We start from the raw sequence: 12,437 nt of genomic DNA on the forward strand, positions 1-12,437 counted from the left end.
CAGATTCCACCTCGCAGTGGACACCCTTGCCGTTAGCTATGGGCTTGTCGCTACTTACCGCCCTCGGGACTTTCACCCGTTAGATTAAGTGCCATGCCAGGCACACAAAATAGAGCCCTGGCAGCGAGTTAACTGTCAGGGCCTTTATTTTGATTAAAAGTAGGGAAAGAGTTAAAGAACCCGCTTCAAGAACGCGCGTGTACGGGCTTCTTTCGGATTAACGAGCACTTCTTCGGGCGAGCCTTGTTCAACAATGACGCCGCCATCCATGAAAATGACCCGATCGGCGACTTCACGGGCAAATGTAATTTCGTGAGTGACCACAATCATCGTCATTCCTTCTTCGGCGAGGCTTTTCATCACCGCCAACACTTCGCCCACTAATTCCGGGTCCAATGCTGATGTCGGTTCATCAAACAAAATCACCTTCGGATCCATCGCAAGCGTGCGAGCAATCGCCACGCGTTGCTGCTGACCGCCTGAGAGGCGCACGGGATACTGGTCGGCCTTATCGGCCAAGCCCACACGGGCGAGCGTTTCATGAGCGCGCTTTTCGGCCTCTTCTTTAGACTTGCCGCTCACCACCATTTGGCCCAGCATAACGTTCTCGAGCACGGTTTTATGCGGCCAAAGGTTAAAGCGTTGAAATACCATACCGAGGTGTTCACGCACCTTATTGATATTGATTTTTCGATCGGTAATTTCCTGACCCGAAACTTTAATTGAGCCTGAATCGGCGTCTTCCAGGGCATTGATGCAGCGAAGCATCGTAGATTTACCGGAACCCGAAGGTCCCAAAACCACCACTTTTTCTCCGCGACGAACCGTTAGGTCAATGCCTTTGAGAACTTCAAGATCGCCGTAGTTTTTATGAAGATCGGTAATTTGGACAACAATTTCTTCACTCATTTGTCATCTCCCTTGCCCAAACGTTTTTCCATTTCACGGATGAGATAAGCCAAAGCCAACGTCATGACCCAGTACATTAAGGAAATCGTGAGATACGGTTCCCAATAACGGGCCGAAGCACCCGCGACCGTACGGGCAGCGTAAGCCAATTCCGTCAAACCGATAGCGGAAACAAGCGAGGAGTCTTTCAAAATAGCAATAGCGTTGTTGCCGAGCGCAGGCAGCATCCGACGAAAAGCCTGGGGCATGATGATGTGACGCATGGTCTGCCACCAGGTCATACCGATTGAGCGGGCCGCTTCCGTTTGACCTTTGTCGAGCGATTGAATACCGGCGCGGAACACTTCACTCATATAAGCACCGGCGTTAAGGGTAATGGCCACAAAACCGGCAATAAACGCGCCGTAGTTGCTGCGAAGCTCACGAGCCAATTCGCCGTCAATGATTAAACCGTCGACCGGATGAATGAAAATCGGCAGCACGGCAAAGTACATGAGAAAGATCTGCACAAAAAGGGGAGTGCCGCGGAAAAAACTCACCCAAATGGTCACAGGCCACCTTACGCCGTAGTAGAGAATCGACTTCCAGGGATCGTGCCGAGCGCTCGCCATACGGGCCATACCCAAAATCATCCCGAGCACCACGCCGCAGCACACGCACCCGATTGTCAGTTCAATCGTAATCTGTGCGCCTTCGACAAACAGCGGCCAGTACTCAGCCAATACGTCAAAACGAAAACCGCCCATCGTTTCTTACCTCTTATTCGAGAAAAGCCCGACAGCGCAAGAGGCGACTGCCGGGTTTTCATTTAACGTGTCTGCAAATTACTTGATCGGCAAAACAGGAACGGGGGTGTTTTCACCGAACCACTTCTTGTAGACCTTGGCATAAGCGCCCGATTCAATGGTCTTCTTTAAGCCCGCATTGATCTGATCGAGTAATTCCTTGTTGCCCTTGCGGACAGCGATACCGAAGTATTGATCTTCAAAGCTCGGATCACGCGTCATATTAAATTGCTTATCGGGGTTTTGAGCAGCATAGTAGGCAAACACACCCACGTCACCGATAGCGGCATCGACGCCGCCTGCGGACAATTCTTCAAGAGCCAAGGGCGTATTATCAAAGCGCTTGATGTTCTTGCTTGCCTTGCCGAAAACCTTCGTAGCAGCGATATCACCGGCAGAGTTGGCCACCACGGAGATATTCTTGCCCTTTAAGTCATTAATCGAATTGACCTTGAGATTTTTTTGCGTCAGAATCAATTGGTGAGCAGCAAAGTAGGGGAGCGAAAAGTCCACCGCTTCCTGACGTTGCGGCGTAATCGTGATGCCGCTCATGATCATGTCGCGATCGCCGTTTTTAACCGATTCAAAAATCACACCGAAGAGCGTGTTGATGAATTCCACCTTAAAGCCTTGAGCCTTGGCGATTTCTTTCATCAAATCGATATCGAAACCGACGATTTCCTTGTTGGGCGTTTGGAATTCGAAGGGGCGATATGTTGCACCGGTGCCCACCGTATAGGTCGGAACCTTAGCTGCGGTTTCTTGGGCTGCGATCGCACCGCAAGAAAAACCCGCACACGCCAAAGCCACCGAAGCAGAAACGATAAAGTGTTTAAGCGACATGTTGAAAACTCCAAGATTGGTCATTTATAAATCCGATCGACAAACATTTTGTTTGTCCTGTCGGGAAAATTATGGTGATTTATAAAAATTGCTCAAGTGGAAATTTTTCTTACAGATCAAAAATTTAGGGAGTTTTGCCTAGGTCGGAAAATGAAAACAAATAGTCGATTTTTGTCGACTTTTTCGACTCTTTAGCCGTTAAATTATTTTGTTTTAAAAATGAATAGGTTAGCCTTCTATCTCTGTTATCCGAGTGCCATTGTTCGACAAATCTGTGCTACTGTGTCGACAATTCGAGATTGAATTTTTGAACGTTAAAACTGAAAACGTTCGAAAGAATTTTTATGGCTTCTCTGACAAATTCGGGCTACAAATCGGGCTTAGCTTCTGCAATCGGCGCGTACTGTATTTGGGGGACGATTGCGCTCTACTGGGCGTTGTTGTCGGCTGCGGGCGACGTGGAGATTTTGGCTCACCGCATCGTCTGGTCTCTGATATTTATCCTGGGCCTTTTGATAACGAAAAGACAGCTGGGAGCAACGTTTCGTCTTTTCATTGATCTATTTAAAAATCCGCGCGAAAACAATACGTTCCTTTTGATTCTGGCAACATTGTTTGCCTCGGGCAATTGGCTTATCAATATTGTCGGAGTCACCTCAGGGCGAGTCGTGGAATTAGGCATGGGTACGTTTCTCACGCCCCTTATGACGATGGCGATCGGTATTGTCTTTTTCTCTGAGCGTGTGAGCAAAGTCCGGGCCGCCGCCATTGCCTTAGCGGCAATCGGTGTTGCCGTCCTTGTTGCAGGACTGGATCGTTTCCCCTGGATTGCGATCCTGGTTTCAACGACCTGGGCCACCTACGGAGCATTAAAAAAGAAAATCATCATTGATCCGCTTAAAAGCGTCGGCATTGAACACATTCTGATGGTGGGCCCCGCGCTCATCTATCTTTTGAGTTTTGATGGGGCGCTCGTGAGGCACTTCCTTGAGAGTTTCACCTCGGGCTTAAGCTGGGCGCTGATGGGAACGGGGATTGTCACCTCGGTTCCCATGATTTTGTTTTCGCTTGCTGCGCAACGCCTTCCCATGACCGTCTTGGGCATCATTCAGTTTTTAAGTCCGGTTCTGACCTTTTGCCTGGGCGTTTTCGTCTTTAAGGAGGCCGTAAGTTTTGCCGAAGTCATCGCTTTGGGCTTTATTTTATCCGCCGTCCTTTTATATATCCTTGGCAACGTCAAACATCACAGAGGTCCTTAAAACCGCCAGGTTGCTTCAACACCGCCCGCAACCGCATGGGTATCGCTTGATTCCCACTGACCGTCGACTCGGGCGTTAAATGACAGTCCTTCTCGGTTTTCAATGCCGAGCTTCAAACCCGCACGGAATCGGTTCTTGCTGTCCCATTGAACCGTTCGGTCGAATGACCCCTTAAGATCAGAAGCCCTGAAAGCAGCTTTCATGTCGCCCGCGTCAGACAAAAGCTCTCGTCCATAAGAGGCATGTAAGCGCCAATAGGCCGTTTGCTCTGTGAAAGCAGCGCCTTCGGCTGTAACGCCCACTCTGGCTTCAAGCGTTCGATAAAGACCGGAATCCACGTCCAATGCAGCTAATCCCTCGGAATCTTCACTATAAGAGGGGGAGTACAGGAGGCTTCCTGCCAATTGAGCATAGGGTTCAAAGCGGAAATTGTCATTGACATTGAACGTAAGCCCTGTCTTAACTGATGCGCCGAATGACCAGCGCTCGATATCGGCTTGAGTTGAATCGTAAAAGTCGCCGAATGTTAGCGCACGTTTTTCATCGGCATTCATATAGCCCAAGCGAAGAGCACTTTCCCAAAAAACTTCAGGTATCGCTTGAACATCATTGCGAATGAAAGCAGATAACCAAAGCCCCTTGGCATCAAGTTCGTGCGCTTCCTGACTCTTGCCTTCACTATCTAAAGCGGCAACGGAGAAACCGACCGTACAGTGTTGAGACTTTTTAATCCAGCCGCCCGCAAGGCCCGCGACATCAAAACGGGTTTTATTGCCCGCCAGCACTGAAGCGGTTGCTCCGAAAGGATTCACCCAAACGTACTCGCCGTCGGCCTGAGCAAACGACAATTGCGGTCTCAAGGCCTCCTCAGCAATACGCTCAAGCATCAGGGTACCGGCTACGCCGTCCGTTACACCTTTACCGCTTAAAGCGTCTGCCGCCTCATTGATGGCTGCGCCCTCAGTATCAGACCAATCCATATAAGCAAAAAGCGTTTGAGTTAAATCATTACTTAAAGTAGCAGCTGAAGCATCAAAAATTTGAGCCACTTCACGAGCTTCTCCGCTCACATACTGTGAGTACGCGTTGTCTTTCCTTTTAATGACGAGACCGTCCGTTGTGTTCTCAATGCTCAGAGTCGGGGAGGGGGACACATTTTCTGCTGTAACCCAATCAAGCGTTATCTCTCCCAGGTTCATGTCATCTGCATTAATGATCGGGGAGTCTGCATCAACACTGATCAGCCCGTCGGCATGCCATCCGCCTTCAGGCGTTGCAATGATGTGAGCGTTATCTTCAACAGAAGCTTTACCTTCAACGGTCATCGGGACAAACTTTCCGTCGCTCACCGAAAGGGTTAAAGAAGCACTTGAGCTTTGGTGATAATTGCCGCTGATGACAACCGGACTTTTAACCGTGGACACAACCGTACCTGAATTTTGGAGACTCCCGGAATCAGCAACATTTTCTTTTTCACTAAGATTGAAGTAACCGCCTTCAAGCGTCGCTCCGGGTTTGACGCTCACGCCCAATACCGTGGCTGCGCCATTGAATTTCAAAGTGGTGCCCGAGACATTCATCACCATACTCTGGTTACTCCAGATGATGTCATTGAACTCAATGACTGACTCGTTTGATCTTTCCCTGGAATTTCCGAATGTCAAGGTGGTGATTAAGGGTTCCTTACCCTCATAGCCCATGTGTTCCGTCCCGTAAAGAGTGGAATCCGGGTTCCACAGCGACAAAATGTCGCCTTCGATCTCTGCACCCGGTGTCACAACAATCTCTTTTACATAGGCATTGGGGGAAATGTAAACGGAGGCCATGTCCCCTTTGACACTTCCGCTTAAAGTAAAGCTTTCAATGAGTGCGCCTTTTAATTCGTCGGGAATATAGTAGTTATTCTCAACAATACCCGTATCTTCGAAAAATCTCGTTGAAGTGTAAGAGCCCAGATAGTTCCAATTGTCACCTAATACATTGGAACCGAAATCAAAGGCAACGGCTACACCGTCTTCACCGAGTGCTGTCACAGAGGCTCCTTCTTCAATAGTGAGGCGATGATTCTTTCCCCAGGAAAAGAGGATCCCTTTGCCGCCGTAGCCGTTGGCTTCAACTGTTGTTCCGGAAGCAATCGTCAGATCGTTGCCCACACCGTCAACACGCACACCGATTCCATAGTGGCCGTCAGTCAGAATGTCAGCTCGTTGACGCACCGTATTGTCTGAGCCGTAAACATGAAGACCGATTCCCCAAGATTGATTGGAGGGCATTCCGTAGACCCAATCGGTTCCGTCTTCATTTCTTGCCCAATACCCGTGGTCATTGTCGATCGTAAGGCCGCTTCCGTAAACGGAATAACCGAAGAAGCGCTTACGATCAAAATTAAATCCCAGGTCCTGTAAAAGAGCGAGTTCTGCCTCCATGAGCACACCCCAATTTCTGTATGTCTGGTGGCTCATCAGACTGTTTTGAAGCTCTATATGTGAACCCTCAAAAAACACCGATCCGTCATAATTTAACTCCAAGCCGTTGATGGGTAAGCCGGGAACCGAGGTCATTGCTTCCTGATAATCGGTCAGATCATAATCCACATCCGTCGCCGAACCGATTTTTGCACCGTCAAGCGCGTCAAGAACATTCGGACCTGAAAAATACATCCCGCTGTAGCGACCGCTTGAATAGATATAAAAGCAGTCGGGTTCTAGGGGCTCGGTCGGTATCTCATCGCCGAGATAGAGAACCTTTACCCGTATACGGCGATCGGTTGAATTCATCTTTGCCAGATCGGCAACACTTCGACCGTAAGCATCGTGTAACAGCAACGTGTAGCGATTAAGATCGTCTTTATCAAAAGAATCGCCTAGCAAAGTGGTTCCCAGTCCAAAAGCGTGGAAAAGCTCATGTAGTATTGTTCCGGGCAAATCACTGTTGATTCCCTGAGCAGGCAAAACAGGCAATGTATCGGTATACCACTGATCGGCGTACATCGGCCTGTCGAGTCCGATCACTGCGACATTACCGTCCAAATCGGCTTCGCCCTTCCAAGCGGCTGCTAATTCAGTTAATTCAGAATAGTTCAGACTGAAAGCAAAAGCATTATCATCCCTGACTGAATAAGGAACTATCAGAATTTGAACCGGCTTTTGTGCTTGAAAATCCCCCTTGAGAATATCCCAAAAGTAACTCAAGCCCAAATTCATCGCTGAAAGCTCATCTTCAGAGACCTCACGGTCGGCCGATCCTAAGTCCTGATCGAAGTATTTTTCATCGTATTCTCCGGGTTCGAGAATATTTAAATCAGCAAAGTGCACCCTATCTTCTGAATGGACAGGCACAGTAATGACCGCTTGGGAAGCTGCAGGGAGCATCAGCATGGGAATGAGCGCCATCCTTACAGCCATTGAAACAGATTTCTTGTGGAATTTATTACAGAACATAAAACGACTCAGACATTTATCATCAATATTTCCCATTGTAATCGGCCTTCGCGATCGTCTACACAAAAAAGACTGAAAAGGTCGTTCGTATCAACCGTTTGGTGTAAGTGTTTTCCCACCTTGTATCTAAGCAAAAGTTCCTAGACAATAGTTCCGATCGGGAACATATTTTTTACCCCGTCTCAACTCAACAAACGAGGAGCTTATATGATGAAAAAGACTTTGCTTGCAGCTGCTCTGGCTTTATCCCTGGCCGGCAGCGCTTTTGCCGCACAATTACCCAATGTGGCTATTCTCGCCACGGGCGGCACGATTGCCGGTACCGCCTCTTCCAGCACCCAAGTGACGGGTTACAAGGCCGGTGACCTCGCCATTCAAACGTTGATTGACGCGGTTCCCGCTATTAAAGAATTTGCCAATGTCTCCGGCGAACAGATCGTGAAGATCAGCTCCAACAACATGACCGATGAAGTGTTGCTCAAGCTTGCAAAGCGCTGCAACGAACTTCTGGCCGATCCGAAGATTTCCGGAATTGTGATCACGCACGGCACGGATACCTTGGAAGAAACGGCTTACTTCTTAAACCTCACGGTTAAGAGCAAGAAGCCTGTCGTGGTTGTAGGTGCCATGCGCCCGGCAACGGCCATTTCTGCTGACGGCCCGATGAATCTCTTAAACGCCGTGAAACTCGCCGCTGACCCCAACGCTCAGGATCGAGGTGTGTTGATTGCCTTAAATGACCAAATCAATGCAGCACGAGAAGGCACCAAGACCAACACCACGAACGTCGATACGTTCCAGGCTCCAACCTTAGGTCTTTTGGGTGTTGTCGCAGGCGGCAAGAACTACTTCATGCGTGATACAACGATGAAGCACACGCACGAAACGGAATTTGACGTGAGTAAACTCGATAAACTTCCGCGCGTCGATATCGTTTACTCGCACGCAAGCGATGACTCCGTATTGGTCGATGCAGCAGTGGCTGCCGGTGCCAAGGGCATTATTTCTGCCGGTTCCGGTAACGGCTCCATTCACCAAGATGCTGAAGTCGGTTTAGCCAATGCCGTGAAGAAGGGTGTGGTGGTTGTTCGCTCAAGCCGCACGGGTAGCGGTATCGTCACCCCTGCCGGTGCTGACAGTGACTACGGTAAGGCAGGCTTCCTTGACGGTTATTCTTTGAATCCGCAAAAGGCTCGCTTGCTCTTGCAATTGGCCTTGACCAAGACCAACGATCCGAAGAAGATCCAGGAAATGTTCATGAAATACTAATTAAATCATATAGTTAGTATTTTATGCTATCACTGAAAGGGCTCGGAATCGAGCCCTTTCTTATTTGAGAGTTTTAATTTTTAAGGAGCGATTTCTTTAAATCTGAATCAATGGCTTTTTCTCCAAGCCAGATTTTCAATACAGTCCGGTAGAGCGCTTCTCCGCCGATCTTCTCACCAATTAATTTTCCATTCACAGTCACGCTGGTTTCATGTGTCTGTGAATAGTCGAAATCCACAATATCGCCTTTTTTAACGTCGCCGATTTTGTTCATCACTGCAATCAAGGATTGAAGTTCAGTACTTAATGCCTGACGTTCGTCTTCCGTTGTATTGTCGAGAATGCCTTCATTTAAGGCATCGACAAAGTCACCCGCATCCACATCACGCAAAAGTCCCAAACGAACGGTTTTGTTTCCGGCCATATTAATCACGTCCTCAGCTGTCGAGGAGCGCTGCGGGAGATAAAGGCCGGCCGCGTAGACATCGACTACAAAGATTTCACGAATACCGGCGCCGTTAAGCTGCAGTTGTGCACCGTCTTTTTTCAACGTATCGGCATAGACAATATCCGAAACAGTCGTTGAAGCCCAAATGGGCGAGAGGCTTAAAAGGCAGCCCAATGCAAAAATAGTCTTTTTCATATTTTTTGAAATGTATTGAAACAAAGTCATGATTTTAGAGAGGTTTTAAGTCAAATTCTCTGTTCTACAATCCAAAAAAAGAGGAGGCCAATCGGATGAGTACTCATCTTTTAGTGTCCGGGACACACTCGCAAAAAATTTCTCAATATACAACAGGAGAGGAAATTGCCAATGCCGTCACGCACGGTGTGGCTGCTTTATTGAGTGTGGCAGGATTGGCCATACTGGTCGGTTTCGCCGTTGCTTACTCCGGTACTCCGACGGTTATAACCGCGGTCAGTGTCTTCGGCGCAAGCATGATTTTTCTATATGTCGCCTCAACGCTTTATCACGCGATTCCGAATCCAAAAGTCAAACCTATTCTGCAACGCCTCGATCATTCAATGATTTTTGTTTTGATTGCGGGTAGCTACACACCGTTTTGCCTGATCACTCTAAAAGGAGTGACGGGGATTATGCTTTGCGTTGCCGTTTGGGTAATCGCCATCTTAGGCATCGCCTTGCAGGGTATTCTTCTTAAAAGGAGCAAGTGGCTTAATTCGCTTTTGTATTTAGCAATGGGCTGGCTCGTGGTTCTTGTCATTAAACCATTAATTAACAACCTTCCAACAGGGGGCTTGTGGTTGCTGGCAGCCGGCGGCTTAGCCTACAGTTTCGGCGTTATTTTTTATGTCCGGAAAGCGATTCCATTCAGCCATGCAATCTGGCACGTGTTTGTTTTTGTCGGAACAGTTTTGCAGTTCCTATCCGTGCTGTTGTACGTTATACCTGTATTTAGTTAAGAATCGTTCTGACTATTTAAACTGATTCCCAAGCAACAAAACGACGTTGTTCGGCAGAAAACACTAATGCAACGCGAATAAGTTCTTTGTTATCAGTTGTTTTGCCATAGTGATTGGATTGAACTTGAACAATCGCTTCTTTTAAAAGCCTGTCAGTTTCGTTAGATGATCTGGCGTATTTAAACTCGAAAACCCAATGCCGCCCATTCACTTCTACCTCCATATCACTGCGACCGAAGGCGTTGTGTACCTCAACTCGAGGCACTAAGGCTGCTCCAATTAAAAGAACCTGTAAATATGCCCGACAGGCCGCCTCGCTATCAACAGGATAGCGGACATAATCAATAGAGGTGAGTGCACGATTGAAATAATCGACCACTGTTTCCGGTGTCTCTGAAGTCAGAATTTTTGCAAGAATAGGAACGCCGGACTGGACGAGATTTTGTCCACGAAGCAGCTCAGACGCATAAAGTTGCGCCATTGAACGAGACACTTCTTCATTAGGATAACCTAAACGAACGTAATCACCGCCGACCTGTTCTTTAATAGTTAAATAACCAGCCTGAGTTAACAGTGCTTCGATGGATATTTCATCATATTGACGGCTAGCGCCCAAATCCGATAAAGACACTAAGACCGGTTCGTCATAAACCGTTGGAGATTTCAGTGCGTGACTGGTCAAGTACTTCATTAGAACTGTGGGCTGTCCGCCGCTCGTATACCAATAATTCTGAAATCCTTCCGATGGTTTAGCAAAAAAATTCAAGACCGACCAAGGGCAGTAAACATGAGTTCGAGCCTGTCTATCGAACGAAAATCCGTCATACTGCTCACGCAACAATTCCAATAATTTTTCTTTGCTTAATTTAAGTTCGTGAGCTGCACTGTCAAGATAGGAAGAGAAGCAATGACTAATTTCTTCCTCTGTATAACCCAAAAGTGAGCCGAACTGAACATCAAGAGAAATGTCCTGAAGATTGTTAAATGCTGAAAAAATACTGGTATTACTGAACTTAGTAATCCCTGTCATAAAGAAAAAGCGCAGACAACCTTCGTACTGTTTGACAGCGGTGTAAAACTCACCGAGGCAGTCACGAATTGTATTAAAAACTTCAGGGTCATCGAGATGATTCGTTAAGGGTGCATCGTATTCATCGATCAACAACACTATTGAGCTTGCCGGCAGAGAGGACAGCCACATTTTAAGTTGGTCAATGAAAAGAAGATCTTTATTGTCAGAGTTAAATTTAAAGCCTAGCGGAATAAAAGCTGATAACAGCAAACTGTGAAACGCTGTTTGAAACTGTTCCAAACTTTTGAATGTTTTTAAACTGGAAAAGTCCAGTCTGGCAACAGCGTAAGTTTTGTCTTCCCATTTATTTTCAATTGCAAGACCTTGGAAATGTGTAAGACCATTCTTAAATAACGATTCAAAAGTAGAGACTAAAAGCGATTTGCCGAAACGTCGGGGACGAGCCAGAAAAATTTTGCCGCGGTGTTGAGCCAAACGAAACACCAAATCCGTCTTATCGACATAAATTTCATTATTAATTCTCAAAGATCTGAAATCTGAAGTACCTAACGGCAAGGCTTGTTGCATGATTTTTTCCATTTAAGTCAAAATTGACTAACCTAGCCATTTTAACGAATTACAATCCTGGTGTTTAGCTAAAACAACTTTAATTTTTAGCTCTTCCCGCAAAAGTCAAGCAGCATTTCCGTGACTTCGCCGAGTCGGCGATTTTCCAACCAGATATCGACGACATCGGCCTCTAGACTAGGGAAGGAGCTTGTGATTCTCGTTATTAAGAAATTTCCCAATGGGGGATTGTGGCTCTTAACGGCAGGAGGACTTAGCTACAGCCTGGGAGTTATCTTCTATATCTGGAAGAGCATGCCATACAACCATGCGATATGGCATCTCTTCGTGTTTACCGGAACAATTTTGCAGTTTCTATCCGTACTGCTGTACGTCATACCGGTTTTTCGCTGACTGATACAATTCGGCCCGAACTTTTAAATGCTCGGGCCAAAATTAAATTACTTTTCAGGATGAATCGGTATAACCCGTTGATTAGTACTACCGAAATACTGTCCTTGTTCTTTGACTTTGAGTTTTTCTACAAAAGGACCATCCACCAAGGTATCAATATACTGCATGATTTCATGGTCCTTAAAGTGTTCATACTTGCGACCTGTCCACACCCAAATCGTTTTACCCGGGCAGGCAGCTTTCACTTTTTTGCAAAGTTCGGTAACAGGTCCGATATTGGCCTCTTCAAAAGGGTCGCCGCCCAAAACGCTCAAGCCTGACATGTACGGGCGATTGACAAGATCTGTTATTTTTTCAATCGTCTGATCCGTAAAATCCTCTCCGGCATTAAAGTCCCAGGACTCGGGGTTAAAGCAACCCTTACAGTGCAGGGTGCAGCCCGAGACAAAAAGCGAGACTCTGACGCCGGGGCCATTTGTTGTGTCAAATTCGCGCAATTGGGCGTACTTCATAG

At 47.2% G+C, this 12,437-nt stretch carries 11 protein-coding genes; 4 read left to right on the plus strand and 7 right to left on the minus strand.

Annotated features, from left to right (window positions below):
* Positions 1-171 precede the first annotated feature (171 nt).
* The 3 genes from H5985_RS05660 to H5985_RS05670 form a co-directional block, all read right to left on the minus strand.
* Entirely contained in the window at positions 172-909 is a 738-nt protein-coding gene (locus H5985_RS05660; protein ID WP_205050343.1) for an amino acid ABC transporter ATP-binding protein, read from the minus strand.
* Positions 906-1,655, minus strand: a complete 750-nt coding sequence (locus H5985_RS05665; protein ID WP_205050344.1) for an amino acid ABC transporter permease — start codon at positions 1,653-1,655, stop codon at positions 906-908. The genes H5985_RS05660 and H5985_RS05665 overlap by 4 nt, the downstream gene beginning before the upstream one ends.
* A 78-nt stretch (positions 1,656-1,733) precedes the next feature.
* The gene (locus tag H5985_RS05670; protein WP_205050421.1) at positions 1,734-2,537 is read right to left on the minus strand and encodes a basic amino acid ABC transporter substrate-binding protein; all 804 of its coding nucleotides are present in this window, start codon (positions 2,535-2,537) and stop codon (positions 1,734-1,736) included.
* Between the two features lie 344 nt (positions 2,538-2,881).
* Here H5985_RS05670 and rarD point away from each other — a divergent pair, with 344 nt between their 5' ends.
* Positions 2,882-3,796, plus strand: coding sequence for an EamA family transporter RarD (rarD, locus tag H5985_RS05675; protein WP_205050345.1), 915 nt, complete (start codon positions 2,882-2,884; stop codon positions 3,794-3,796).
* On the opposite strand, the gene H5985_RS05680 is transcribed toward rarD, so the two are convergent.
* Entirely contained in the window at positions 3,793-7,200 is a 3,408-nt protein-coding gene (locus H5985_RS05680; RefSeq protein ID WP_205050346.1) for an autotransporter family protein, read from the minus strand. The genes rarD and H5985_RS05680 overlap by 4 nt on opposite strands.
* Before the next feature lie 243 nt (positions 7,201-7,443).
* Here H5985_RS05680 and H5985_RS05685 point away from each other — a divergent pair, with 243 nt between their 5' ends.
* Positions 7,444-8,505, plus strand: coding sequence for a type II asparaginase (locus H5985_RS05685; RefSeq protein ID WP_205050347.1), 1,062 nt, complete (start codon positions 7,444-7,446; stop codon positions 8,503-8,505).
* A gap of 73 nt (positions 8,506-8,578) precedes the next feature.
* On the opposite strand, the gene H5985_RS05690 is transcribed toward H5985_RS05685, so the two are convergent.
* On the minus strand, positions 8,579-9,148 hold the full coding sequence (locus tag H5985_RS05690; protein WP_205050348.1) for a chalcone isomerase family protein: 570 nt from the start codon (positions 9,146-9,148) through the stop codon (positions 8,579-8,581).
* A gap of 95 nt (positions 9,149-9,243) precedes the next feature.
* Between H5985_RS05690 and trhA the strand changes: the two genes are divergently transcribed.
* Entirely contained in the window at positions 9,244-9,930 is a 687-nt protein-coding gene (gene trhA / locus H5985_RS05695; RefSeq protein WP_205050349.1) for a PAQR family membrane homeostasis protein TrhA, read from the plus strand.
* Positions 9,931-9,946: 16 nt separating this feature from the next.
* Here trhA and H5985_RS05700 read toward each other — a convergent pair whose 3' ends face one another.
* Entirely contained in the window at positions 9,947-11,530 is a 1,584-nt protein-coding gene (locus tag H5985_RS05700; protein WP_239481638.1) for an AAA family ATPase, read from the minus strand.
* Positions 11,531-11,722: 192 nt separating this feature from the next.
* Here H5985_RS05700 and H5985_RS09445 point away from each other — a divergent pair, with 192 nt between their 5' ends.
* The gene (locus H5985_RS09445; protein ID WP_338124958.1) at positions 11,723-11,923 is read left to right on the plus strand and encodes a hemolysin III family protein; all 201 of its coding nucleotides are present in this window, start codon (positions 11,723-11,725) and stop codon (positions 11,921-11,923) included.
* A 47-nt stretch (positions 11,924-11,970) separates the two neighbouring features.
* On the opposite strand, the gene nrdG is transcribed toward H5985_RS09445, so the two are convergent.
* On the minus strand, positions 11,971-12,435 hold the full coding sequence (gene nrdG, locus H5985_RS05710) for an anaerobic ribonucleoside-triphosphate reductase activating protein (RefSeq protein ID WP_205050351.1): 465 nt from the start codon (positions 12,433-12,435) through the stop codon (positions 11,971-11,973).
* Between the last annotated feature and the right edge of the window lie 2 nt (positions 12,436-12,437).

The organism is Parasutterella secunda (assembly GCF_016901835.1).
Lineage (GTDB): Bacteria > Pseudomonadota > Gammaproteobacteria > Burkholderiales > Burkholderiaceae_F > Aphodousia > Aphodousia faecavium.